We start from the raw sequence: 25,134 nt of genomic DNA, 5'->3' as shown, positions 1-25,134 counted from the left end.
TCACTGGTGTGTGCCGGACGGTGGATCAGGGGCGGTAGCCGCCGGCGAGCAGCGCGACGGCCTCCTGGCGGTACTTGGAGGCGGTGTCCGTGGACGACACGTCGAACTCGCGCTGGACGTCGGCGATGGAGATCCGCTCGCACAGTTCGTGCTGGATGTCGTCGTACGCCAGGCCGTCGGGGAGGAGGCCGGCCGCGAGGGCCAGGCGGGCGACCTTGCGGACCGCGCGCTGCCTCGAGGTCAGCTTCGCCTCGTCCTCGATTTCGACCGCGCGCCGCTCGACTTCGGCAGCGGCGAGCCGGGCTTCGGCAGCGGCGTACTCGGTTTCGGCTTCACGCTTGCGGGCCGCCTGCGTGTTCGCGTCGGCGGTCGCCTTGCGCTCGTTCTCCTCCGCCGCGAGCCGGTCGGCTTCGGCGGCGCGGCGGCGGGTTTCGGCAGCGGCCCGCTCCGTTTCGGCGGCGACCCGATCGGCTTCGGCAGCACGCTGCCGGGCCTCCGCGATCTCCGCCGTCTCGATGGCCTGAGCCTCCGCCGCGGCGACCCGGTCGGCCTCCGCCGCGAGCCTCCGCTTCTCCGCCGCCTGGCGCTCCAGCTCCGCCGCGCGGACGTCCGCGGCGGCCTTGGCCTCGCGCTCCTGGGCCTCCTTGCGCTCCGCCTCCGCCTCGCGGGCGCGGGCCTCCTTGATGACGGCCGTCTCCAGTGCGGCCTCCTCCAGCTCAGCGGCCCGCTCTGCGGCGCTGACCTGGGCTCGGGCGTGCGCGCGGGCCTGGCCGGTCTCGCCCTCCACCCGGGCGCGGACGGCCTCGAGCTGGCCCTCCGCCTCCAGCCGGTCGGCTTCGGCCTTCTTGCGCGCGAGCTCCCGGCGCGTCTCCGCGTCCAGGCGCCGGCGCTCCGCCTCCTCCGCGCGGGCCTCAGCGGCACGTTCCTGCTGCTCAGGCATCGCGAGGGCCTGCGCGACGGTGTAGCCGTGGGCGGCCATCTTCATCGGCAGCAGTTCGTCCTCGGTGGCCTTGCCGAGGTCGCCGTCGTACTTGCGCTTGAGCCACTGCTCGTAGCCGATGAGCTCCTGCTGGCGCCGGATCATCTCCGGGTAGGAGGTGACGTTGTGCAGCCGCATCCGGCGGTAGAAGACCGGGGTGGCGATGGGGGAGAGGATCCAGCGGTGCAGCGGGATCCGGTCGGTGACCGTTCCCGCCTCCAGCCTGGCCTTTTGGATGATCAGGCGGCGGGCGGCCTCGACGCCGATCACGAACAGGATCGGCATGACGCCGTGGCTGGCGGCCTGGACCGGGTCGGTGCCGATGTGGCCCTGTGAGCTGGCGTTGAACCAGATCGTCGCGCCGGTCATGGCGTGCGCGGCCATCCGCAGGAGCGGCCACGGGGTGCCCTTGCGGATCAGGTACAGGTCCAGCGCGAGGAACGCGATGATGCTGGCGTCGACGCCGACCGGGAACCAGGGGGCCAGTTCCTTGCTGAATCCCCAGCTCAGGGCGACCTTGGCCAGGGTGCTGTAGGACATCGCGAAGCCGATGACGCCGACCAGCGTTCCGCCGATCGCGGCGACGAGGGACAGGGCAGTCATCAGCCGGTCGCGGGTGGGCTTGATCGTCTTCCGCTTGTCCGGGCTCGAAACGCCCCGAGCCGTACCCGAAACCTTCTCGGGTGCGCCCGAAGCGCGGCCCGGCGGGTGCGAAGCGGGGGTGTCGGGAGCCGCGGTCTGCGGCATGTCAGTGATCGTCATGGGGGCCTCCGGAAGGGGTCGTTCAGGGTGGGGTCGAAACGGCGGCCGGTGCTCCCGAAACGCGGGGGGTGCGTTCCCGAAACGGCGGTCGGTGCGGACGGTTGATCACGAAACTGGCACCGGCTCTACCCGCTCCAGGCGCACGAAAAGGCCGGCCTCCCGAGGAGTGGGCGGCCGATGCGGGGGAGCGCTGCCGGGCGGACCCGAAACTGTCTGCCGCTCCCGCCGGGCGGGAACGAAATCAGCTCTCGGGGAACTGCGCGCCGTGCCGGCGGAGGTCGTCGGTGGAGATGCCGAAGTGGCGGCACCGCTCGATCAGCGGCTGGAGCGCGGCGCCCGCGGTGAGCGCCTGGGGCGAACCGACGCCGTGCTGCTCCTGGACGGCGAGCAGTTCGTTGAGGGCGGTCGCGGTGCGGGCGGCGTGCTGCTCGAAGCGGCCCTCGCCCACCCACTCCTCCGCGATGACGTGGAGGGTGATGCGCCAGCTGCCGTTGTAGTCGTCGGGGTCGATCGGCGGGATGTCGCTGCCGAAGATCGCGAACGCGGCGGCCTTGGCGGCGGCTTCCGTGCCGGGCTGGAGCGGGGTCATCGTCGTGGCCATGTGGGCCTCCCTCGACTGTGGTCCGGGCTGTCCGGCTCCCCGTCACCGCCCGTCCCGGCCGCCGTGGTGCAGCGGCCGGTGCGAGCGGATCAGGCAGCCACCAGAACGGATCGTCAGCGGACCCAGCGGCCGTTCTTGATGACCTGGCGTCCGTCCTTGAGAGTCAGATCGGTGATGAACGCGGACAGCGTGGTGCCGTCCAGTGCGCGGCGGGTGTAGTCGGTCGCCCACACGTCTTCGCCGTCCCGGCGGCCCATCAGGTGCACCCGAGTCTCGTAGGCGGGCTCCAGGGCAGCGGCGGCATTCTCGGCGCGGGACTCGCTGGGCAGGACGATCGAACCGCAGGAGTCGTTGATGCCGATCAGGAAGAGGTCGTGCAGCGCGAAACCGCGCACGTCGAGGATGCTCAAGATCGGCTCGGTCGAGCCGTGGGTGTGGACATTGTTCGGGTGGGTCTTGACCCAGCGGCCGCCACCGAACTTGCTCATGTCGAAGGCCATCAAGATCTCCCGTCGTCGCAGGGGCGTGGTCCGGGCTGTCCGGCTCCCCGTCACCGCCCGACCCGGCCGTCGCGGTGGCAGCGGGCCGGGACGGGCGGATCAGGCAGCCGCCAGAACGGATCAGGAGGCGTTGCGGGCCCGCTGGCGGGCGGCACGGCGCTTCATGGAGCGGCGTTCGTCCTCGCTGAGGCCTCCCCAGACGCCGGCGTCCTCGCCGTGCTCCATCGCCCACTGGAGGCAGGTCTCCATCACGGGGCAGCGGCGGCAGACGGCCTTGGCTTCCTCGATCTGGAGCAGCGCCGGGCCGGTGTTGCCGATGGGGAAGAACAGCTCGGGGTCCTCCCGCGTGCAGGCGCCGTCCTCGCGCCAGTTGGTGTTGACCGGCAGGTCGACGGAGGGGGCGAAGCTGGTGCGTACGATGGACTCGCGATTCATCAGGGCCTCCCAGAAGGTCCAGAGCAAGAAGTCAGCCCCGGGGCGGCCACCCCGGGGCTGTCGCGTGTTGTGGCGGCCGGACGGCCGGAGCGGGCGGGAGCTCCCGGCGCTCTCCGCCGGCCCCGCCCAGGGAGGGCGGGGACGACGGGCAGGGCCGGAGTCAGCGCTGCTGCTTCTGTCGTGCGGTGTAGGCGTCCTGGAGACGGGCGAACCGCTCGTGGATCGGCACCCCGTCCGCACACGGCGTCTCGCCCTGGCAGGCCGGGCAGTCGGCGGTGTGCTCGGTGGAGTCCTGGAACGCGCGCATGTAGCGGACGAACAGGTCGTCGGTCGGTCGGGCGCTCATCGGCGGTTGGCCTCCGACCGCTGGTTCTGCTCCCTGTTCTTCTGCGAGAGCGCCTCGCGTTCGGCGTCGGTGAGGCTGGTGATCACGCCGCCACCTCCCAACCGGCCAGTGCCGGCGCGGCGGTGGCAACGAGGACCAGGGCGACGTTGACGCGGGCGATGTCCTCGGGCTCGTAACCCTTGGAGTCGTCCTCGCGCTCGATGTCGTCGATGATCCCGGCCCGCGGCTGCGGCGCGGTGCGTGTCATGCTGTGTCGCATCAGGTCCTCCGAGTCAGGTCCTGGACAGCCCCGGGGGTCCGATCCCTGGGGCTGTCGCGTTTGGTAGAGCCGGTGTCCACCGCGCTCTCCACCGCCCACCGACCGACCCGAGGGCCAAGCGGCGGGCGACTGGGCAGCGCGGGGCTGCGAAGTGCTTGGTGTTGCGGTGCGCGGCCTTCTGCCTTCCGCGCTGACCACCTTTCGACCGGGAGGTGGAGTGCCCGCGACCACTGGCTCACCCGCCGGGTCGTGCGATGTTCCGCTTACCGGCTGGGGGCTGTCGTCGCGCTACCGCCACAAGGTGCTGCGGGGGAGGGTGATCGCTCGGCCCACGCGACAGCCGAAACAGACCGTGGTCTGCCTTGCTGCCGCTCCGTGGCACGAAGAAGGGTCGCTCTCACTTCCCCGCCTCGTACCGCCGTTCACGGTGACCGGGATTCTGGCTCCGGTCGTGCCCTTCTGACGCGTCAGTCACCAGTCCCGCAAGGACTGAGGCCCGGTTCACCCTTACGCGCAACACCCGGCCAGTTGCCTGGTCAGGGGCGGCAGTCGTCACACCGGCTTTCGCGTCTTCGGTTCTCAAGGAACGGTCACTCCCCGGTCCAGCCACGTGGTGCTGGTGCGGCTTTTCCGGGCGCTGGGCGGTCGGTGAATCTGGCCGCTTCGACCGCCGCCACTCGAGGTGGCGACGATGGGAGCCGTCAGAGCCGAAGGGCAGTGGTCAGGCCGCGAGCGGCAGGGGCGCCGCGGCGGTCGGCGGCGTGATGCGCAGCTGCGTGGCGTAGGGGAGGAGCACGTCGACCAGGCGCTCGCGCACCAGCTCGGTGGCGGTCGGGTCGGTGGCGACGATGTCGCGGGCGGCGAGCATTCGGTTCTCGCGGGCCTCGATCGCGGCAACAGCGGCGGTGATGTCCAGGCCGTCCAGCCGCTCGTGGGGCAGGGAGCCGGCCTCGTACATCTCCAGCGGCGTGCCGAAGGCGACGTCCAGGTCCAGGCTGGCGAAGTCGGGGAGCGGCACCTCCACCGCCTCCAGGAGCGCGAGCGTCTCAGTGTCGAAGCACTCGGTGGCGAGGCCGGCGGTGGGGCGGCTGGTGGTGTTCATGGGGTGGAGCTCCCTTCGATGTTCGGGCTCTGCGTGATCCCGGGATGTGGCAGGTGGGGCTCTTTGCCGCCCTGCTCACCTTGTCGGCATACCTAACTTAGCTGATACAGTTCGGGGCGTGTCAAGTGGTTCGTTGATGAAGCTATGGAAGCTAGCTATGTCGAGGGGGTCGACCTACGATGTCGCTCATGAGCAACGAGGCCGTGCAGCCATACCAGCGAATCGTTCAGGATGTACGGGACAAGATCCGCTCGGGCCGATGGACAGCCGGTACGAAGTTGCCGAGCACTCGGGAGCTGGCCGACGAGTACGGCGTTGCGCCGGGCACCGTCCAGCGTGCACTGACTGAACTGCGGACAGCCGGACTGGTCTACTCCCACCAAGGGCGCGGATCGTTCGTCACCGAGACCGCCAGCGACACCACCGAGGACGCGACAGCTCGCGCTCTCAAGAGACTTGAGGAGCAGGTCGCCGACCTTTCCGCACGTCTCGAAAAGATCGAGAAGGGGCGCAGCGACTGACGTCCTTACCTGCGTCACGTTCTGCATGTTCGCCCCTCCGGGTCGGGTTCAACTTCGTTAGCAAAGTTGTAGGCCCAGCCACAGAGCGAGTTCTAGATCGACCGTGTATCCAGCCGCCGGATACACCGAGTGAAGACATGAAGGGGGCACCAAGTGGGCCAGCGGCCGAAGGTGTTGACGCCTGATCAGTCACCCGTGCACCGCTTCGGCTACACGCTCCGGGAGTTCCGAGAAGCGCGGCGCTACTCCCTGCGCGGTCTAGCCGAGAAGGCGTTCATGTCGCACTCCAAGCTGCAGAAATGGGAGAACGGCGAGCGGCCGCCGAAAGACAGGGCAGAGGTCGAACTGGTCGACTCGTTGCTCCGGGCCGGCGGCGTCCTGGTCGACCTCTGGGAGCGCATCAATCCGTCTGTATCCGCCCCGGGGCGTGTATCCGTTTCGGCACCCCATGTATCCGAAGCGTCGATCGGGCTGGCCATAGCTGGTGCCCAGCAGGCAGCGTCTGATCATGAGGGGACCTTTGTCCCCGCTCGTCTACGGGATGGATCGGTGGTATTCGTGGCGCTCGATCGACGTGACCTGCTACGTGGTGGGGTCGGCATCGGTGCTGCGGCTGCGTTCGGCGTGAGCACGCCGGCAGTCGCGGACGCAGAAGTCGTACCGGGCCTGAAGCTGCCCGCACGGTCCGCAGCCGCCTACAGCGCCACGCCCATCGAGCACTTCAAGCGCGCTCGCCGACTGCTGATCGACAACGACAACCTGCTCGGACCGTCGACCGCCATCAAAGTCGTGCGCGAGAACATCGAGCGCATCAAGACCCTGCGCCGCGACACCCAGGGCGTCGACCGGCAAGCCCTGATGGAGCTCCAGACCCAGTACGCAGAATTCGCCTCCTGGCTCTACCAGGACCTCGGTGACTTCGACCGCGCGGAGTTCTGGCTCGACCGCGCCTTCCAGTGGAGCCACACCGTCGGCGACAGTGACCTGACCTCCTACGTCATGGCTCGCAAAGCCCAGCTCGCCGGAGAGAAGCGCGACCTGGTGGACGTCGTCGACCTGGCTGAGGCGGCACAACGCATGGCCCGGCCGCGCAGCCGTCTCGCCGCGGTGGCCCGGACTTACGAGTCCTACGGCCACGCGCTGCGAGGCGAGTCTTCCGACAGCGAGCGCGCCATCGATGACGTCCGCAACGCTCTCGACCGGGTGTCGAGTGACGCGACTCCCTGGGGCGTGTGGCTGAACGAGCAGTACGTCGATGTCCACCGCGCGCAGGGGCTGGAGGTTCTGGGGAAGCACACTGAAGCCGCGGAGATCTTCACCAACGCCATCAAGACTCTGCCGGAGGGCTACCACCGGGACCGAGGCGTATATATGGCGCGCGCGGCGGTCGCTCACGCCGGTGCAGGTGCACCCGAGGAAGCCGCCGCAGTCGGCCTCCAAGCCCTGACGGTCGCCAACGACACCGGATCCGGCCGGATCATGCGCGAGCTCATCCGCCTCGATCAGGCGCTGATCCCGTGGCAGCGCCAGCCGGAGGTGTCCGCCTTCCGTGAAAACTTCGACGCCGTCCTCGCCCACGAAGCCTGAGAGAAACGGATCACTACTTCCATGACCACACGCCCGTACGTCATCCTCTCCGCCGCCATGTCGGTCGACGGCTACCTGGACGACGCCAGCCCCGAGCGGCTGCGCCTGTCCAACGCGGCCGACTTCGACCGTGTCGACCAGGTCCGTGCGGAGTCCGACGCCATCCTCATCGGCGCGACGACCATGCGGAAGGACAACCCGCGCCTCCTGGTCAACAGCGAGGAGCGCCGGGCTCAGCGCGTCGCCGAGGGCAAGCCGGCCTATCCGCTCAAGGTCACGGTCACTCGGACCGGTGACCTCTCCGCCGACCTCAACTTCTGGCACCACGGCGGCGAGAAGCTGGTCGTCACCGTCGATGACGCGGTGGAGAAGGTGCGCGCCACGCTCGGTGACCTCGCCGACGTCATCAGCGTCGGGCCGGAGTTCGACTGGGGTCTGGTCCTCGACGAACTCGGGCGACGTGGCATCGGCCGGCTCATGGTGGAGGGCGGCGGCACGATCCACACCCAACTCATGGCCGCGGACCTGGCCGACGAGGTGCACCTGGCCATCGCGCCGCTGCTGGTGGGTCAGCCGGAGGCGGCGCGCTTCCTGGGCACCGCCGACTACCCCGGCGGATCGACTGCCCGGATGAAGGTGCTTGAGGTCCGCGCGATCGACGACGTGGTCTTCGTCCGCTACGCCCCGAAGGAGCGCACCGCCTGATGTACGCACCCGACCGAGGCCAGGACCTGCGCTGGATACAGCGTGCGATCGACCTCGCCGCGCTGTGCCCTCCGGCCGCCGGCGCCTACTCGGTCGGGGCGGTCATCGTCGGCGAGGACGGCACCGAGCTGGCGTCAGGCTACTCCCGCGCGACCGGTCCCCGCGAACACGCGGAGGAAGTCGCCCTCGCCCAACTCTCCCAGGACGACACGCGACTGGCGGAGGCCACTATCTACAGCACGCTGGAGCCCTGCTCCCAGCGCAGCGCCTCCCGGACGCCGTGCACACAGCGGATCCTCGAGGCTGGCATCCCGCGCGTCGTCATTGCCTGGCGCGAACCGAGCCTGTTCGTCGACGACTGCGTCGGCTACGAGCAGCTAGTGGAAGCCGGGGTGACGGTCGTAGAACTGCCCGAGCTGACGGCTGCCGCGAAGGCTGCCAACGCCCACCTGGGGGACTTCGCATGATGGCGCGGGTATCCGGGCCCCGCCGGAGATCAAATAGTGTATGTTTCAGAGATCGATCGATCTTGAGAGGCTGCGCTATGACCGACCCGGACCGCTTGAAGCAGGTCGATGCCCTGCTGGACGGCCTGGATGACGTCCTCCCGCCGCCGCGCGTGCGCGCGCAGCTGCGTCTCGCTGCGAACCTCACGCAGCAGGACGTCGCGGACGCGGTAGGCGTGAAGCGCCTCGCCGTTGTGCGGTGGGAGCTGGGGAAGAGCAACCCCCGGCGCCCGCAGCGCGATGCCTACATTCACCTGCTCAAGCGACTCGCGGAGCGTTTCCCCGAGGTCGCGAAGGCGGATGAGGGCATGCCGACGCCAGCCTCGGAATCAAGGGGGTCGGGGTGACGTAGCCGCCACCGGCCGCGCGCGCCGGAAGAGGGTTGCCCACCCTCCGTCTCGGCCTCGCGCGACCCGTCTACCGTCTGGATCCCTCCAGCGCGGGTGTTCAGATCCCGGTGCCAGCCGGTTCTGAACTGCAGCTCATTGAGCTGCTCATCTCATAGCGGCCCTCACGGGCCAAATCGCAGGACCCCTGCCAGGGGGTTTCTGCACTTGCGTTACACGGGGCCCCTGCCAGGGGGCTCCGCCACCGTTCCGCGGCCCCGCCAAGGGCTTTGGAACATCCGTTCGAATCACGCAAAGGAGAGAGGACTCGCCTCTGGTTCTTCGTCCGGCCGCCCGCTCCTCCCGGAGGGGGCTCAACCCAACTCATCCGCACATCTGGCCAGGCCCAGCCCGGAGGGGCTCGGGTCGGTCCAGCTATATGGAGAGCAGGTGTTTCTCATAGTGCCCGAAGTGGTGTCCCCCTGTCAGCTCGACCCTGTCCGTTTCACCCCAGTTCAGGCGCGGCGGTCGCCCCGTGTGACGGGATCGGCGTACAGTTCGCCCACCTTTGCGCGGTTCGTACCGGAAGTTGGATTTCCGGTAGGAAGCTACAAGAGCAGCGGTTTCGGAGCGGCCTCCAAGGTCTCGGTCGCGGCATCGGCTGCTCTGCTCATGCACCCCCTGGCGGAGGTCTTCAACAACTCCGTCGACGGTGGCGCCCGTAGGGGCGGCTTCCCGTGTGGCGGGACGGTTTCCAAGATTGTTGCCCGCCGGGCGGGAGCGCCGGAGGTGATCGGGGCTCTGCGTCCTCTGTCCACAGGCCGCCCGGTGCAGGGTCTGCGGGTGGATGACGAATCGCGTGTTCCGGCTCCTCAGGGGGGTGTCCGCTTTGGCGTGTACACCGGCCCGATGACGAAGATGACCTCGGTCCTCGCGGAGTCCGCCGCTGTGGTCACGGCGGTGGGCCGATGAGCACGGTCGCGGCGTCGGCCGCCGTGCTGGACCACCCCCTTTGGGCAGTCTTCGACGACTCCGTCGACGAGCTCCGGCTTCCCGGGCAGCGGAACGTGCTGCGCTCGGTGCCGGCCTCCGGGCAGATGGGCGACGGCGACCTGGACGACCCGCTGCGCCTCGGTCGCGCGATGCGGCTGCGGCTGCGTGACGCGGTCCAGGCGCTGCTGGCGGACCCGTCGATCGCCGGGCTGAAGGACGCTCCGAAGCTGGCCGCAGTGGTGTTGTACGCGAAGTCGCGGGCGCCCAAGGGCGAGAAGAACGACAACCAGACCTCGATCTGGGGTTCGGAGCTGGGCCGCTGGCTGGGCATGAAGGAGTCCACGGTCCACCACAAGGTGCTGCCCGTGCTGCGTGGCACGGACGCGCTGCACACGCAGGTGGTGCGGAACGCGAAGGGGCACCCGACCGGGTTGGACTGCCTGGTCATGCCGCTGTGGAACGCACGTAAGAGTGGCGGGGCCGCGCACCCGCTGGCGTTGACGAAGGCGGAGCTGGCGACGCTTCTGCGTCTGTGTGAGGCGTTGTTCGGGCCCGGCTGGACACCGGAGGACAAGGAGCCGACGCCGCCGGGGCTGCTGGCTGGCCGCAGGGGCAAGGGGGCGGCGACCGACCGGCTCGGGCTGCTGCTGATGGTGCTGAACACGCGGGCGTCGGGCTGGCTGCAGCTGTGCGGCGGCTCGGTGAAGAAGCGTGAGGGGCGTGGGGCGGCGACGCTGGCCCGGCTGCTGGGCTGCTCGCCCTCGGGTGCCCGGAAGGTGCTGGCGCGGCTGACGGAGGCCGGTGTCGTCGCGCGGCAGCGGAAGACGACGTCGACGCGGATGAACGGCCGGGGCAAGGTCATGCTGCTGCCGGTCGCCCGCGCGTACGGCCGCACCCTGGCCCCTGTGGAGGCTGTTTCGGGGGCCGTGTCGGTGTTTTCAGCGCGTCCCGATGGTGCGTGCGGAGATCATGGTCCGGCCGGTGCTGCTGGTGCCCTTGGTACGTCTGGGATCGGGGGTGCTGAGGAGGCCGGGGATGGGGCGGATCAGGAGCGTCCCGATGGTGCAGAGCTCCACGCAGATCACGCTTCTGTGGTTACTCCCGTAGTTCCTCCGCAGCTTGATTGTGGTTTTTCCGGCGAAGGCCGTGGGGGTGAAGGCCGTCGGCCGGAGCGCGTGTGCGTGCGCGAGGACCAGGCCGTCGACAGCGAGACCGGCATCGCCGGGACCGGGTCGTCGGTGGCCGGGGACGGCCCGCTTCGCGGGGAACAGCCGAAGGAGTCCGCGGTCGATGAGCGTGATGGGCAGCGTGCTGCCGGGGCTGGTGCCGGTGGCCGGCCGAAGGCCGTGGGGTGGGAAAAGGCGCAGCGGCAGAGGCGGGTGGGCCTTCCGGCTGATCTTCGTCTGCGGGTGGCTCTGGGGCCGGTCTCGTGGCTGTGGGAGCGGCTGTCCGGCTGGCAGCAGGACCAGGTGGAAGCGGCGGCCAAGGCGGAGCTGGCGCAGCTGGCGGGCCTGGGCGTGGCGCCGGAGGGTGCGCCGCGGCTGCTGGCCGACCGGCTCACCGACCGCCTGGAGGAGACCGGCGGCGAGGCCCGGGTCGACAAGCCGTTCCCGTGGCTGATCCGGCGGGGTCTGCCCCAGCGGCAGGCGTGCTCGCACCGCAAGTGCGACGACGGAGTTCGGCTGGACACCGGGGAGGACTGCGAGAACTGCGGCAACGTCATCCACCTCCGCCGGGCTCGCCGTGCGCGGATCGGCGCGGACATCGACCGGGAGCTGCCCGGCCTGTCCGACAGCGAGCGGCGGCGTGTCCTCGAGGAGCGGCTGCGTGAGCACGCTGCTGCCGAGGCGGAGGACCTCGTGTGGCGGCAGGAGCAGGCCCGCGCGGAGAAGGCCCGGCGCGCTGCGGTCCGTGCGGCAGCGGCGGAGCGGGCGGAGCGCGAGCGCCAGGAGGCGGCGGCCGCCGAAGCGGTGCGTCAGGCCCTGCCGTGCGAGGACTGCGGGCGGGACCAGGCGGCCGGGCTGTGCGAGGCGTGCGACCACCGCCGTCAGACCGAGACCCTGATCGGTGAGGCCGGTCTCCTCGCGGCGGCCGGCTCCGCCGACCTGACCGACCCGGGCAACGTCGCGGCCGCCACTGCCGGGGCCCGGACGGCCATCGGCAGCAGCATCGCCGCCGCATGGCAGGAGTTCTTGCAGATCACCGACGTCGCCATGCTGGAGGCCAACCCGGAGGTAGCGAAGGACGCGTACGCGTTCACCGCGTTCCAGACCGCGCAGCAGGCCGTCCAGGAGTTCCAGGACACCGCGCTGGCGATGCTGGGCCGGACCGAGGAGGCCGAAGCCGAGGCCCGGCGGGCGTACAAGGCGGAGCAGGGCCGCCCGTGGTTCCAGTACAACCCGACTGGCGCGGACGCCGTCGCCGCCGCGACGAAGGCCGCCGACGCGGCCCGGGAGCGTGTGGCCGAGTACCTGCTGGCGACGCGGCTGGAGCAGGTGCGCGGGCAGGCCGCCGCCCGCACCGAGCTGGCTGCGGCTGCGCCGTGGACGGACCGGCTGCCGGAGCTCGCCGCGCGCTCGCTGGACGGCGAGGCTGCCGGGGCGGTGATCGCGTGAGTGCCGAGCCGAGCGGGGTCGACCTCGCGCGCCAGGCCCTGGTCGCGGCGAGGGAGGCGGCGAAGAAGAACGGCGCCACCCAGACGAAGAAGGCGAAGCGGCGCACCGGCACCGTCGTACGGCGTGACGGCCGTGAGCCGCTCGGGCTCGGTGCGGCGATCGGCATGATGATGACCGAGCGCGGCATGGTCGCCCCGGCCGCCGGCGGCAGCGTCCTCGCCCAGTTCGACGACATCCTCGCTGCGGCCGCGCCCGAGCTCGCCGGGCACGTCCAGGCCGTGGGCTTCGACGCGGACACCGGCCGCCTGGACGTCGCCCCCGACGCGCCCGCGTACGGCACGCAGCTGCGCTGGAGTGCACCGAAGCTGATCGCGGCGGCCAACGAGAAGGTGTCCGGCGCGAACGTCCGCACCGTTCACGTCCTGGCGCCCGCGCCCGCGAAGGCCGGCCCCGCCCCGGCGGCCGCCGCCCCGGCCCCGCAGCCGACTGCGCCCGCCGTGCCGGTGGAACGCCGGATGCCCCCGGAGGGCTACCGCCGTGCGATCGAGGCGCACCGCCAGGCCGCCCGGCCGTCTCTGGCCGACCCCGCTATCGCGGAGGCGGCGGAGCGGCAGACCGCCGCGATGCGGGCACTCAGCCGTCGGGCGTTCCCCGAACCCGACGTCGTCGCGGACGATGCGCCGGCCCCGATGGACCAGGCCCGCGCCCAGCGCCGCCGCCAGGCCGCGGCGACCGAGGCCGCCGCGCTGCGCCGGGCTCGGCAAGAGCGTGTGGCGCGGGAAGCCGGGACGCCAGCCATCGGCCCGCCAGCTGCTTTGCGAACCACGGCCTGAGCCGAAACGCGGTAGATCAGCACTCCCCTGTCCCAGGTGGTTGTCCCGGCGTAGCGTGACGGGTACACGCCTGGTACACCGTGCGTCGCGGTGCGTACCGAGAGGGGGAGTCGTGCAGGCAGGGACCGTGCTGGACGGCCGCTACCAGCTGATCGAGGCGATCGGTGCGGGCGGTTTCGGGCAGGTCTGGAAGGCGCACGACCCCAAGGTCGACCGACTGGTGGCCGTCAAGGTCCTCACTGGCGACGGCAGCGCGGACAGCAGCCAGCAGTCGGCCCGCTTTGCCCGCGAAGCTGCGGTCGCTGGCAGCCTGTCCCATCCGCACATCGTCACCGTCCACGACTTCGGCTCCGCAATGCACGACGGACGGTTGCACGCCTATCTGGTGATGGAGCTGCTTCGCGGCAAGCCCCTCAGCGCCGTATTGAAGGACGGCCGGCTGCCTCTGCCCGATGCCGTGCGCACGGCCATCTGCATCGCCGACGCCCTGGGCACCGCACACGGCGCAGGCCTGACCCACCGGGACATCAAGCCGTCCAACATCATCCTCCGTCCCAACGGCCAGGCGACGGTGGTCGACTTCGGCATCACCAAGAGCAGCGACGAACGGCACGACATCACCACCAGCGGCGTCCTGATCGGCACCCCGGCCTACATGGCACCCGAGTGCTTCAACGGCACGTTCGACCACCGCTCCGACCTGTACTCGCTCGGGTGCGTGCTCTACGAGATGCTCACCGGGCACCAGCCCTTCACCGGGAACTCCTGGCACCTGATCAACCAGCACCTCAACGAACAGCCGCCTCCCCTGATCACGCGACGGCTCTCCACTCCGCCTGCCCTGGTCAGCCTTGTTGAACGGCTCCTGGCCAAGAATCCTGATGAGCGCCCTGCCGACGCCTTCCAGGTGATGCTGGCCCTCCGCGAAATCGACCGGCGGTACTTCGACGAGGGCCTGCCGAACCGTGGGCTGGACAGATATGTCCGCTCCGCCGTCAGCCCCCGCATCGCAGCCTTCGGCGCGGTCACGCACATTCTTCTGGCAGACCGAGCGCCCTGCCCGGTCTGTGCCCCTGAGCCTGGCGCGGGCGGCGCAGAGGGGTGTGAGTCCTGCCAGGGAACCGGTGAGGCTTCCGCAGAAACAACCCACAGGATCCGGATCCCCCCGGGGGTAAAAGCGGGGCAGCGCCTACGCCTGAAAGGACTGGGCTGGCCGGGAAGGAACGGCGGCGAGGCGGGGGACCTCTTCGTCGTTGTACGGATCGAGGGATGACGCCCAACCGACCTGGCATCGAGCCGCGGGGCGTCGGTCGCACGGGACAGCATGAGGGCCAGCGAGCGGGCGCGTTCGGCTGAATCCCGCCTGGAGCATGGGCAGTTCGCACCCTGCCGCCCGCAGGGACGGGTGGCTACGCTGCCGGGTATGCCGAAGCATCGTCAGTGGCCCGGCCCGAAGCGGCAGTCCTACGTTGCTGCACTGGAGCTCCCGTCGTACGACCGGCCGCCGGCCTCAGACATCACCGTCGTGCGTCGCGACGGCACTCAGGAGACTCGGCCGGCCCTGGCTGGCGAACCTCACTGGTGAAAATCTGAGGTGGGGCGGCAAGAGGGGGAGCGCGTGGCTACAGACAGACGGCGAATCCAGACAGCGGTGCTGGGCGGTCCGGACTCGGACGAGCCGCTCATGCTGCCAATGGAGGCCATCGAGTTGGATGCCTTCCTACGGCATTATGAGGGACACACCTTCTGGTGCGGCACGCTGCTCGGAGGATGCGGCGGGCAGCTGACCACGAAGCTCTACACCGACAAGGTCTGCCATTTCGCGCACTACGCGGATCCGGACGGTCTGCCGCACGCCTGCGGCCGCCATGCCCGCGGCGTGAACAGCGCCGATCACCTGTACGTGAAATCGGCGGCCGCAGCTTGGCTCGACGCCAGCGGCGAGGACGCTCACTTCGACTACGCCCGTCCCGAAGGCGCGCCACTCGGCTCCGTCGTCGACGTCCATTGGTCACGTGGCGCCCTGCGCGTACACCTGGACCACGCAGTGCCTCCGGCATGGGACACCGGCCTCGAGCCCGTGCTCGCCCAGACTGTTCCCGTCGACCGCGACATCCTGATCCGCCGCTGGTACGTGCACCGGATCCGGCTCGACAGCGACGGCACCGCGCGGCGGGTTCGTATCGGCACCGAGGCCTTCGCCCGGGACACCGAATGGTTCACGCTGGACGACTGCTACATGACCGAGCGCGGCCTGACGACCCCGGCTGTGGAACGCATCATCCGCTCCCGTACCGCCACCCCGCCATCACGCTGGCCTGCGACGAAGCCCAAGAAGCAACCGGACGCCGACACTCGCGCAAAGGTGCTGCTGCGCCAGCTGGCCAACGCACGCAAAGTCGACGCCGTCGTCATCGTGACCCGGGTTTGCAACGACATAGCCGACCTGAGCGGCGTGAGCGCGGTAAGGCGAGCCGAACTCGACGACGCCGTACGGGAGGCGCACCTGTGGCTTCAGGGACAAGCCGACGTCCGGCGCGAGCTGTTCCAGCGTCTGGACCAGGCCGTGGCCGAAGCACACGTCACGGAGGCCCGCGAACTGCTGACCCGCGTCAACGCGACTCAAGCGCACGAGCGCACCGACGACGAGAACCGCATCGCCGGTGTCGCCGCCTCCTTCATCGCCGCTCGCACCCGGGCACGGGAAGCGGCAGAGGCACAACGCGAGAAGCGACAGACGCCGGACTGGGTCGCGCGAGTCGCTGCGGACACGGTACGCCGCGTTCTTTATGACCTTCGATATCGCAACCGGCGCCACATGTCGAAGGCGACGCTGCACAGGCACGCGCAGAACCTTGCCGAGAACGCCGCCAAGGCAGGCAAGCACCTCTCCGCATCCCACCGCCACGAAGTCGAAGGATGGGTGCGACGCTCCGAAAACGCCCGCAAGGGTGTCGTCCCCGCGGCTCAGGCGCACCCCACCGACCAGAGCACGACACCGGCGAAACCGGACACCGCCCCGAGCGGTGCTGCGAACAAACCTGCGGCGCATACGGTCCCGGTGTGGGTGTGGAAAGACCACTACGGAGTTCTGCGAGCCGCCGACCACCAGACCCGTCCCGAAGCCACCGTCCGGCACGTCCCGCTTCCCAGAGACGCCGGCCCGCTGCAACGCCTCTACGGCAACCTCACCCGCATGATCACCGAGCGGCAGAACGCCAGCGGCCCCGTGCACGCCAACCGGAGCACACTGACGGTGCGCCTCTGGGAGACACCCGACGGGCACCTGACCGCAAGCCTCACCCGGCGTAAGGGCGCCACCATCGCGTCCTTGACTCTGCCCGCCGAACTGGAGCCGCTGCGCGAGTTGCACGCCAAGGTCGTCGCCCAGATGGAAGCCCGCGGGATTCCCCGCCAGCCGTGGACGAAGCACAACAAGCGATGAACGCGGCCCCGCCGCCCGTTGGTGGCGGGGTGGCACGACCACCTCGAGAGCGCGGCCGCTGACGCGAGTCGCTGTGCGGCCTCAGGCGGCTGGTGGCTGGCCGGACGGGGCGGCCTGGTCGGCAGGCTGGTCCAGCTGCTGCTGGCGGCGCCGCTGCTCGTTCCGGTGTTCTTCGACCCGCTGGGTGAACAGCTTCAGGGCCTGCTGCTCCTGGTCCGCGCCGAAGTCGCTGTAGGGGCCGACGCCAAGGGTGAAGGCATTGGCCTCCTCTTCGATGGCGTCAGCGGTCTGGAGCAGGAAGTAGCTGCGCTCGCGGTACTTGTAATAGCCGGTGAAAGCGGCTGCCACTGTGACGGTGAAACCGATGGACACGATCGTGATGTTCTGCCACGTGTACTGGTTACGCGTGTCCAGAGCCGCGACGACCGTCGTAGACGCGGAACCAATCATGATGAGGTTCTGCAGCGTGTTGTGGACGCGCCGGTACTTGCGGCTATCGGTCCGGTGCTGCTCGATGACGCCGGCGACGTCCTCCCGGTAGAGGCTGCGCCGTTCCTTCACGGTCGGGTGGTAGAGCGCGCTCAAGAACCGCAGAGAGTCACGGTTGGTCTCCAAAGCCTCCTCAAGTTCGCCCAGGGTGACGCTCCCCTGTCTCCTCCCTGCCATGAAAGCTGCTGACCCGGACAGCAGCAGCAGCGCGCCACAGACGATATCGACGCGGACGAACTCAGAAGGGGAGCCCCAGAACAGCGCCGTCCAGAGCGCACCAGTCAGGAAGGAAGCAGCTGCGATGAGCAGCATCACGAACTGGTGGAACCTTCTGCGTCTGCGGCGGGTCACGCCCCGTTCCATGTTCCTCACGATCTGCCGGAGATTGCGCAGTGTGGTCCGTTCGTTGTCGGCGGTCTCCTGCTGTTCGGCGCTGAGCACCTCTTCTGCATTGCTCATACGGCGGGGTGCGTCGTCATCGAGACTGCGGGGCACGGATTGTCCTTCCTCCCCTCAGCGGGCGAACGCTTCGGTCAGGCTGATGCGGTAGCCGTCCTCTTCCATCAGCACGACGGTGACGCCGAACGGGTCGGGGTGGTCCAGCTCGATCGGAGTGAAGGAGAAGTTCACTGCGGCCTGGATCGGCGGCACCAGTTCGCCGCCGGGCTGCGGCGCGGGGGCCGGCCTCCAGTCCGGGGCGACCGACGCCCAGCCCTCGGAGCTGCGGGACAGGAGCTGCTCGCTGTAGGGGAACTGGTGCAGGACGTGCCCGTCGCGGGTGGCGACCACCATGTTCAGGCACGGCGCCGGGCCGACGATCGGCAGCTCGCAGGCGGTGGCGACGTCGTGCGTCTCCCACGCGAGGACGACCTCGTCCGCGCCGGCCGCCGCGGCGATGTTCGCCAGTTCCGCGATCCCGGTGACCGCGTCCTGGCCGACCTTGAGCGGGCGGACCCAGATCAGCCCGACCAGCTCGCCGCGCACCAGCGGCATCATCAGCGGGCGCGGCACGACCCCTTCGCCTAACGAGGCGGTGTACGTCTCCTTCGCGACGCCGACCAAGCCGTTCCACATCCGTGCTTCCACGGGAGCCCCCTGCCGTCCAGTGATCCGATCACCGCACCCTGCCACGGGGCTGAGGCCGTGTCAGCGGGATGATCAGCCAGCGTGCGGCGGGGGAGGAGCCGGATTCAGGCGGTGGCCGGCTGCGGGGCCCGGGTGCCGCTGTGCTGGGCGTCGAACTCGCTCAGGGCCGCGCCCAGGCGGGCGGCGGCCTCCGGCTGGGTGTACCTGTCCCCGGCGAGCCAGCGCAGGTACGGCTCCGCTCCCTGGAGCAGCCCGGAGCGGGGGTAGAGGGTCACGAGGGAACGGTGGGTGCCGCGCTCGAGGTGATGGCTCCAGGAGTCGACGTCGACCTGGTCCTCGGGCGCAGCGACGTGGCCGTCGACGAAGCCGCCCTCGGGGGTGGTGCAGCAGTTCCAGCCGTAGTCGCTGACGCACCGCGCACAGGCGAGAGTGCCGCGCATGTCCGGGTAGCGACGCTGCCACTCACCATCGAGGGCGATGACGTCCCCGGCGAGCGGGATGTTGTTGGCGCACAGGCAGCACCTGATACGGAACGGGACGGACACGACGGATCTCCACTCACCCTGCGGGCCGGACGTACGTGCTCAGCCTGACAGCCGGCACCGGTTCTGCAGCGTCGCCGTGCCGTCGTACCCGTGCCGACCAGCGAGGTTCCTGCACCACCCGGTGCAACGTCAGCCTGCACCGAACCGTGTTGCAGCTCTGACCTGGCCGAGCAGCTGACCCGTCGCAGTGAAGGTTGAGTGATTCTCATCGAAGGTTGAGCGATGTTGCGCTGGACCTTGGCGCCCTCTATTTGGCTTCGCTCGGCTGCTCGGCAGAGCGGGAGCGTCGATGGGCTGTGACTCGTTCGCGGGTCGCGCATCGGCGGGAGCAGTAGCGACGCTCCGGACCGCTGCCCTGGGTGATGAAGACGTTCTGGCAGGTGGGGGATGCGCAGATCCTGCCGGGCGGACGTTGCCGGTCCCAGACGAGAACGGTCAGGGCCATGCAGGACGAGGCGAGGAGCCACTCGTCCCAGGGGGCATTGTCCTCGCGGTCGAGGTGAGGGTGCCAGGGAGTGCTGCCGCTGTGTGAGGTCAGGCGGAGCGGTCCGGTGTGGTCCGTCAAGAGCTGGTTGAGGGCGGCCGCGGCGTCATCGGCGTGCTCGGCGGCGAAGACTGGCCGCAGCAGGGAGGCAGCTGCCTGCATCTCTGCGATATCGCGGGTGGTGAGGTCGACGGGGTCGGTCTCGCCGTATGCGCGGAGCACGTCGGCGACATTAGCTGGGTCGGGGCAGTCGTCAGCCAGGGCGTTGATCAGGGCGGCGGTGCGCCGGGCTGTGGTCAGCACGGAGTGCCGGGTGGACCAATCGTCGCTGTGGAATGACACCTGTGGAATGTAACGCATCTTGCGAAGTTTTGAGTTACCTCCGTAACGTCCTGCCGATGAGAAAGCGTTACTCACTCCGCATCTATCTCGTCGGTGCAGTGGCAGCCCGTGCCGGGGACGAGATGTCAGGACCGGCGCTGATGCTGGCAGCATTTGCTTTGACCGGATCGACCATCGCCGCGTCGTCGCTGCTCGCGGGCATCACGATCTCTGCCGCGGTAGGGGGGCCGATGCTCGGGGCGCTCCTCGACAGAGCAGATCGGCCGGGACGCCTGCTGGCTGGGGCCCTCGTCACATATGCGGTGGGGCTGGGGATGATTCTTGGGGGACTCGGCCGGTGGCCGTTCGCTGTCACGATCTTGATCGCAATGGTGACAGGGCTGCTGGGGCCGGCCCTGTCAGGCGGATGGACGGCCCAACTTCCGCGTGTGGTGGTGGGTGACCACCTGCCTCGGGCGAATGCGCTCGATGCCATGACGTTCAGTGTGGCGAGTCTGGCTGGTCCGGCTCTCGCTGGCGGCGCGGCAGAGGCGCTGGGCGCCCCGATGGCCGTGGTGGTCTCTGTGGTGCTCATCGCCTCGGCGCTGCCCGCCGCGTGGATGCTGCCCGCCCGTCCGGGTCGAGTGCTGGGAGTGCAGGCGACTTCGGTGATCGGCGACCTTGTTGCCGGAGTTCGGGTCATCGTCGGAAGACCGTCCTTGGCCCGAGCCACTCTCACCTCGAGCGTCTCCTGCATCGCCCAGGGAATGCTGATGGCGTGCATCCCGCTCCTCGGCGAACGTGTTCTGGGCGGGGCCAGCCGCGGCGCGGTGCTGCTCTCCTGCGTCGCGATCTCAGCTTTGGTGGCCAACGTTGTACTCGCTCGGTTTCCGCGTTCAGTTGCCCCCGACATGATCATCTGGACCAGTGCCCTTGTCCAGGCTGCCGCGCTGGCGTTGGCCGCGTGGGGTCAGCCAGTCGTACTCATCGTGGCCGTACTCATAGCGGGGATCGGTGAGGGACCCCAGCTGGCCGCCTTGTTCGCAGTCCGCCACCGGGAGGCCCCAGATCACCTGCGAGGTCAGATCTTCACCACCGGCGCCAGCCTGAAGATCACCGGATTCGCCCTGGGGTCAGCAGTTGCCGGGCCAGTCGCGGCTTGGTCTCTTCCAGGCGCTTTGGCACTCGCAGCGAGCGTGGCGGTCTTCGCGGCACTGGTCTTCTTCGTGGTCCCGTCGGCAACCGCCAACTCGTCCGAGGACAGCACGATGTCGACTTGAGCGGTTCTCAGCGAAGGTTGAGTGAGTGCTCGTGGCTGGTCCGGCCCTTCCTGTTCCGGTAGGACCGCTTGGTGCGGCAGGCAGCTGAGCACGTCAGGCGTATCTGATTCCTGCCCGGCTTCAGGGGGCTGGCGCATTCGGCACAGGTTGTCGGCTGTTGCCTGGGCGGGATGCTGAATCGTCGACGGCGGTAGGCGGCCTGGCAGCAGCGTTCCGAGCACCAGCGTCGTCGGCCGGGTCCCAGCGGAGCGTCGCAGAAACCGTCAGCCGGTCTCGCTCCAGCCACGACTCGTAGCCCACGTGATCGCCGGTGGTCACCGCGTAGTACCAGCCGGGGAAACTGCGGTCGCCCTCGTTCCACCGGAACCCGCGTACCGGCGGCACAGTCTCGAACCTGACGTTCCATCCGGCACCCAACGCGGTGCGGCGGCGCTGTCCGCCATCCAAGAAGTCCAGGTCAAAGGCGCTGAGCACGGGGTCGCCGTACGCGCGTATCGGTTCCCCCACCGTCTCCCCAGACAGCCAGCCCTAAACGATCACTCAACCTTCGGTGAGAAAACCTAGCGGTCACCAACCTTCGGTGACAACGCTCAACCTTCGCTGCGAGAGATCAGCAGCCGTTGCGCTGCTTACCCGCCCCCATGCTGCACTCCGCATTGTGCGATTCATGAGCGATCCGATGTGCGAACCAATGAGCGATCCGCTATGATGTCTATTGGAGGTGACCTCTGTGTCCACTGAGAACGAGCTGTTCAGCGCCGTGGATGCGCTGCTGGAGCAAGTCGCGCAGGATGACCTGCCGGTCCCTGCGGAGCGCAAGCGTCTGCGGGAGGCGGCGGGCCTGAGCCAGGCGCAGATCGCCAAGGCGCTGGACGCCCGCCGGGAGGCGGTGGGGAACTGGGAGACCGGCAAGACCGAGCCGCGGCCGCCGAAGCGCGCCGCGTACGCCCGGCTGCTGGAGGGCCTCGCCGCCCGCTTCCCCGCTCCGCCCGCAGACGCGCCCGCAGCGCCCCCGGCGCCGGTGGTCCCGGAGGCGTTCACCGGCCCCGCGCCCCTTCCCGCCCCAGCGGCCGAAACGCCGGCGTCCCCGGCCCCGGCTACTGCCGTACGACCGGCGCCCGCCGCGAAGCCCGCCGCGTCGTCGCGGCGCCCGGGTGCGAAGAAGGCGGTGGCAAAGAAAACCACGGCGTCGGCGGCCGCCGACGACCCGCGCTTCGAGAACGGTCCGCTCGCCGTGATCGACGCCGACGCCGACGGGCAGGTGTCGGCGTACTGCGTCGGTGGCCTGGTCCTGGACGTGCCCGCCAAGACGATCCCGGCGCTGGTCGACTGGACCCTCGCGGAGGCGAAGCTCGGGCAGGCCCGGCTGCACCGCAACGGCCGCGACGCTGACCCGATCCTTGTCCTGACCGCGTCCGCGCTGGAGCGCTTCGGCCTACCGGTCGCCCTGTCGGAGGAGAAACGGCGCGCGGGCCGACTCCCGTCCGGCCACAAGGTGGTCAAGCAGATCGACCGGGCCGGGCTCAAGATGAGCCAGCGCGGCTTCGGGCCGTGGGCCCGCATCTACCGCGACCCCGAGGGCTCCCGGCGCCGTTGCGTCCAGCTGTGCATTCTGCCGTGGAACGCGTTGGACGCCCGCGAGTGGGACAAGAAGGATGACCCGCAGCTGCCGACGATGCACCCGGCCGAACTCGTCCAGTACCTCGGTCTGTACGCGGCCCGGGTGATCACGCCGCGCGGCTCCACCGCGACGACCGGCCTGGAGCTGATGACCGCGCTGCGCCCGCCGACCCGCGCGCAGAAGGACGAGGCCACCGGGGAGTTCAAGCCCGCGTTCAACGACGACGCGATCACCGCCAAGTACGACGTCGTGCCGTGCGAGGTGCCGGACGAGCACCCGATCCTGAAGGACGCGGGGTTCGCCCGGCACCACATCCGCACCCCGGCAGAGATGCTGATGGAGGAGCCGTACGACTGGTGCCGGCCGCTGACCGATGAGGAGTGCGCCAACCCGTACCTGGTCGTCGTCGACATCAACATGTCGTTCGCCGCGGCCGCGAACGGGCTCACGGTCGGGCTGAACGGGCCGACTCACCTGACCGGCAACCCGGCCTTCGACCCGGCGCTGCCCGGCTCGTGGCTGGTCGACCTCTCCCACGTGGACCTGTCCCGCGTCCAGGTCAACGGCCGCACGGTCGACGCCTCCCGGCTCCCGAGCCCCTTCACCCCGACGGGCGAGCACCCCGAGGGCCCGGCCTGGTACGCCACGCCCACCGTCCAGTACGCGGTGGAGCTCGGCTTCGACGTCGCCCCGATCGAGGCGTACGTGCGCACCCAGACCGGCCGCTACCTCGACTCCTGGTACAAGCGGCTGCGCGACGCCTACGTGGACACGATGGCGGACATGGGCGTCACCACCGACCTCCAGGGCCAGGAGTTCCTCGAGGCGATGGCGCGCCGCAAGCAGGTCGACCCGACGATGGCGCTGCTGGAGACCGCGATCAAGGCGACGGCGAAGGGCGCGATCGGCAAGCTGCGCCAGCGCTCCCGGGGCCAGGTGCCGTACTACGAGCCCTACCCGGCGCTGGACCGGTGGACGTGGCGCCCCGACATCCGGGCCGCCGTGCTCGCGAACCAGCGCACCGGCCTGCACCGCAAGCTGATGAAGACGGCGGCGGCCGCCGACCTCTACCCGGTCGCGATCGGCACCGACGCCATCGTCTATCCCTCGCCCGGCCCGTCGCCGCTGGACGTCTTGCCGTACACGCCCGAGGGCAAGCCGGCGCCGGGCACGTTCCGGCTCGGCGTCTCGCCGGGGATGGTCAAGCACCAGGGCACCCAGACCGTCCTGTGGGCGGAATCCCAGTTCGAGGAACGCGGCGGCGTCTTCAACATCTCCAACCTCATCAAGACCGCCGACCCGACGGCCGGAGAAGGGGAGTAACCCATGGTCGACTCGCTCGGGGACAGCCTGGACCGCGCGCTGGAGGGGGCGTTCACCCGCCCCGCTCCCAAGAGCGCCCAGGCCCAGATGAAGTACCTGGTCAAGCAGCTCAAGGGCACCAAGGCCGCCGCCCATGTGCTCGGGATCTCCCAGCGCACCGTGGAGCGGTACGTCTCGGGCAAGCTCAAGCGGCCCCGCCAGGAGCTGCGCGGCCGCCTGGAGCGCGAGGTGAAGAAGAGGTGGCAGCCGCAGATCCGCGCGAAGGCGAGGCAGAAGGCGGCGACCACAGACGGCCTAGTCGTCTCCACCCGCGCCCGCTTCGGGTTCACCGCCGCCGCAGGCACAACCGATGACGCCCGGATCCGCGACGTCACTCAGGCCCTGCCGCCCGAGTTCGCGGACCAGCTGTTCACCGCGCGGGAGCGGGGCGCCACCGAGCAGCAGCTCCAGCAGATCGCGGCCGACGGTCTCGCCCGGATGTACTTCCGCGCCAACAACAGCCGCGCGCACGGCCTGGGCGTGGAGTTCACCGACGTGGAACGGCTCGACATCGAGCTGTAGGCCGGCTTCCGCACGAGCGCCGCGCCCCCCGGCATTTGAGCCGAAGCACGATAGGCGTCACAAAGGCACGCTTGTTGTCACCAAGATCGAAGGGCGGGCACATCCCGTCCCGTCCCCTTACTCGTGCAGGGACCGGTTGTCGGAGGCTGCGGATAGCGTGACCAGGTACGGCTGCGCCCTCCGCGCGGCGGTATCGAAGTTGGAGAGGACTGCGAACATGGCAAGCGCGAGCAGCATTCTGCGGGCAGCGTGGGTGCCCGATGATGACCCCGAGCGGGATTGGGAGATCGCAGCCGATCTGGCTGTGAAGTGGGTACGGCGAGAATGCGCTGAGCAGAGCGCCGACGGCGTGCTCGTACTCAACGCCTTCGGCGTAGAACAGCAGATCCCGTCCCTCCGACGTTTCGCGGCGGAACACACTGTCACCACCCCGCGTGCCTCCCGCGACCGTGTCGGCCGTGGCAAGGGCCCAGTTCTGGCGTACGTTCCGGACGAGAGGACCCTCGACTTCGCGGCGAGCCTGGCCCGGGGGTCCTCCCTGGCCATCGTGGAGAGCATCCACGGCTTTCCGCTCGAAGGCTGGGCGCGCCAACTCGGCGCCATCGACCTCACCCGGCCCCATGAGCAGCCCGAGCAGCTCAACTCCGAGCTGACGGAAGCGATCGACCGACTGGTCTTCTACAAGAACAACGGCTTCGGTGACCAGTTCGGCAAGCAGCAAGCCAGGCGCATCCTGCAGGATCTGCGCGCCGCAGGGCTGCTGGAGCGGGACATCATCCTGGGCGCTATGGCAGCCAAAGGCGCCTCCGATCGTGCGGTGCGGAACCTCGGCAAGCTGATAGACACGCTGGACCGCCGCTGACCTTCCGAACGATCCGATTCGTACGCCTCACCAGCTGCAACGTGTCC

24 protein-coding genes are annotated in these 25,134 nt (G+C 69.7%); 13 read left to right on the top strand and 11 right to left on the bottom strand.

The features are described from left to right. Nucleotides 1-25: 25 nt before the first annotated feature. The 7 genes from ACFW47_RS33045 to ACFW47_RS33015 form a co-directional block, all read right to left on the bottom strand. Nucleotides 26-1,741: a DUF2637 domain-containing protein gene (locus ACFW47_RS33045; protein ID WP_386308049.1), complete on the bottom strand. Its 1,716-nt coding sequence runs from the start codon at nt 1,739-1,741 to the stop codon at nt 26-28. A 241-nt stretch (nt 1,742-1,982) separates the two neighbouring features. Then, nucleotides 1,983-2,342: a hypothetical protein gene (locus ACFW47_RS33040; protein ID WP_386308048.1), complete on the bottom strand. Its 360-nt coding sequence runs from the start codon at nt 2,340-2,342 to the stop codon at nt 1,983-1,985. 113 nt (nt 2,343-2,455) lie between these two features. Then, entirely contained in the window at nt 2,456-2,842 is a 387-nt protein-coding gene (locus tag ACFW47_RS33035) for a hypothetical protein (RefSeq protein WP_386308047.1), read from the bottom strand. A 120-nt stretch (nt 2,843-2,962) separates the two neighbouring features. Continuing rightward, on the bottom strand, nt 2,963-3,277 hold the full coding sequence (locus ACFW47_RS33030; RefSeq protein ID WP_386308046.1) for a WhiB family transcriptional regulator: 315 nt from the start codon (nt 3,275-3,277) through the stop codon (nt 2,963-2,965). A 160-nt stretch (nt 3,278-3,437) separates the two neighbouring features. Beyond that, entirely contained in the window at nt 3,438-3,623 is a 186-nt protein-coding gene (locus tag ACFW47_RS33025) for a hypothetical protein (protein WP_386308045.1), read from the bottom strand. Between the two features lie 82 nt (nt 3,624-3,705). Then, nucleotides 3,706-3,870: a hypothetical protein gene (locus tag ACFW47_RS33020; RefSeq protein WP_386308044.1), complete on the bottom strand. Its 165-nt coding sequence runs from the start codon at nt 3,868-3,870 to the stop codon at nt 3,706-3,708. A gap of 733 nt (nt 3,871-4,603) precedes the next feature. Beyond that, nucleotides 4,604-4,984 carry a hypothetical protein gene (locus tag ACFW47_RS33015; RefSeq protein WP_386308043.1) on the bottom strand — a complete coding sequence of 127 codons (381 nt, stop codon included), beginning with the start codon at nt 4,982-4,984 and terminating at the stop codon, nt 4,604-4,606. Between the two features lie 188 nt (nt 4,985-5,172). Here ACFW47_RS33015 and ACFW47_RS33010 point away from each other — a divergent pair, with 188 nt between their 5' ends. The 9 genes from ACFW47_RS33010 to ACFW47_RS32970 all read left to right on the top strand — a co-directional run bounded on the left by ACFW47_RS33010 (nt 5,173) and on the right by ACFW47_RS32970 (nt 16,515). Then, a complete protein-coding gene (locus ACFW47_RS33010) occupies nt 5,173-5,505 on the top strand; it encodes a GntR family transcriptional regulator (protein ID WP_386308042.1) in 333 nt (110 codons plus the stop codon). Nucleotides 5,506-5,658: 153 nt separating this feature from the next. Continuing rightward, nucleotides 5,659-7,092 (top strand): helix-turn-helix domain-containing protein, encoded by a 1,434-nt coding sequence (locus ACFW47_RS33005; RefSeq protein ID WP_386308041.1) that lies wholly within the window; start codon nt 5,659-5,661, stop codon nt 7,090-7,092. A gap of 21 nt (nt 7,093-7,113) precedes the next feature. Further along, nucleotides 7,114-7,797 (top strand): RibD family protein, encoded by a 684-nt coding sequence (locus tag ACFW47_RS33000; RefSeq protein WP_386308040.1) that lies wholly within the window; start codon nt 7,114-7,116, stop codon nt 7,795-7,797. After that, the gene (locus ACFW47_RS32995; protein WP_386308039.1) at nt 7,797-8,264 is read left to right on the top strand and encodes a deaminase; all 468 of its coding nucleotides are present in this window, start codon (nt 7,797-7,799) and stop codon (nt 8,262-8,264) included. Before ACFW47_RS33000 ends, ACFW47_RS32995 begins: the two co-directional genes overlap by 1 nt. Before the next feature lie 77 nt (nt 8,265-8,341). Beyond that, nucleotides 8,342-8,650 carry a helix-turn-helix transcriptional regulator gene (locus ACFW47_RS32990; RefSeq protein WP_386308038.1) on the top strand — a complete coding sequence of 103 codons (309 nt, stop codon included), beginning with the start codon at nt 8,342-8,344 and terminating at the stop codon, nt 8,648-8,650. A gap of 947 nt (nt 8,651-9,597) precedes the next feature. Next, nucleotides 9,598-12,237, top strand: a complete 2,640-nt coding sequence (locus ACFW47_RS32985; RefSeq protein ID WP_386308037.1) for a hypothetical protein — start codon at nt 9,598-9,600, stop codon at nt 12,235-12,237. Further along, the gene (locus ACFW47_RS32980) at nt 12,234-13,070 is read left to right on the top strand and encodes a DciA family protein (protein ID WP_386308036.1); all 837 of its coding nucleotides are present in this window, start codon (nt 12,234-12,236) and stop codon (nt 13,068-13,070) included. Before ACFW47_RS32985 ends, ACFW47_RS32980 begins: the two co-directional genes overlap by 4 nt. A 112-nt stretch (nt 13,071-13,182) precedes the next feature. After that, entirely contained in the window at nt 13,183-14,343 is a 1,161-nt protein-coding gene (locus ACFW47_RS32975) for a protein kinase (RefSeq protein WP_386308035.1), read from the top strand. Nucleotides 14,344-14,688: 345 nt separating this feature from the next. Then, nucleotides 14,689-16,515, top strand: a complete 1,827-nt coding sequence (locus tag ACFW47_RS32970) for a hypothetical protein (protein WP_386308034.1) — start codon at nt 14,689-14,691, stop codon at nt 16,513-16,515. An 81-nt stretch (nt 16,516-16,596) separates the two neighbouring features. Here the strand turns inward: ACFW47_RS32970 and ACFW47_RS32965 are convergent, their stop codons facing one another. From ACFW47_RS32965 to ACFW47_RS32950, 4 genes are all read right to left on the bottom strand, one after another. Further along, the gene (locus ACFW47_RS32965) at nt 16,597-17,499 is read right to left on the bottom strand and encodes a DUF4231 domain-containing protein (protein ID WP_386308033.1); all 903 of its coding nucleotides are present in this window, start codon (nt 17,497-17,499) and stop codon (nt 16,597-16,599) included. A gap of 18 nt (nt 17,500-17,517) precedes the next feature. Beyond that, on the bottom strand, nt 17,518-18,078 hold the full coding sequence (locus tag ACFW47_RS32960) for a hypothetical protein (RefSeq protein ID WP_386308088.1): 561 nt from the start codon (nt 18,076-18,078) through the stop codon (nt 17,518-17,520). Between the two features lie 116 nt (nt 18,079-18,194). Continuing rightward, complete coding sequence (locus ACFW47_RS32955; protein WP_386308032.1) at nt 18,195-18,635, bottom strand: hypothetical protein; 441 nt, start codon at nt 18,633-18,635, stop codon at nt 18,195-18,197. 247 nt (nt 18,636-18,882) lie between these two features. Then, nucleotides 18,883-19,479 (bottom strand): CGNR zinc finger domain-containing protein, encoded by a 597-nt coding sequence (locus ACFW47_RS32950; protein WP_382024828.1) that lies wholly within the window; start codon nt 19,477-19,479, stop codon nt 18,883-18,885. Nucleotides 19,480-19,517: 38 nt separating this feature from the next. Between ACFW47_RS32950 and ACFW47_RS32945 the strand changes: the two genes are divergently transcribed. From ACFW47_RS32945 to ACFW47_RS32930, 4 genes are all read left to right on the top strand, one after another. After that, the gene (locus ACFW47_RS32945) at nt 19,518-20,720 is read left to right on the top strand and encodes an MFS transporter (RefSeq protein WP_382024831.1); all 1,203 of its coding nucleotides are present in this window, start codon (nt 19,518-19,520) and stop codon (nt 20,718-20,720) included. Nucleotides 20,721-21,450: 730 nt separating this feature from the next. Continuing rightward, nucleotides 21,451-23,664: a telomere-associated protein Tap gene (gene tap, locus ACFW47_RS32940; RefSeq protein WP_386308031.1), complete on the top strand. Its 2,214-nt coding sequence runs from the start codon at nt 21,451-21,453 to the stop codon at nt 23,662-23,664. Between the two features lie 3 nt (nt 23,665-23,667). After that, nucleotides 23,668-24,225, top strand: coding sequence for a telomere-protecting terminal protein Tpg (gene tpg / locus ACFW47_RS32935; protein ID WP_386308030.1), 558 nt, complete (start codon nt 23,668-23,670; stop codon nt 24,223-24,225). A 217-nt stretch (nt 24,226-24,442) separates the two neighbouring features. Further along, nucleotides 24,443-25,087 carry a hypothetical protein gene (locus ACFW47_RS32930; protein WP_386308029.1) on the top strand — a complete coding sequence of 215 codons (645 nt, stop codon included), beginning with the start codon at nt 24,443-24,445 and terminating at the stop codon, nt 25,085-25,087. Nucleotides 25,088-25,134: the final 47 nt, after the last annotated feature.

The organism is Streptomyces sp. NPDC058796, assembly GCF_042745235.1.
GTDB lineage: Bacteria > Actinomycetota > Actinomycetes > Streptomycetales > Streptomycetaceae > Streptomyces.
Note: the sequence above shows the minus strand (reverse complement) of the source record. Positions and strands in the feature narration are given on the sequence as shown.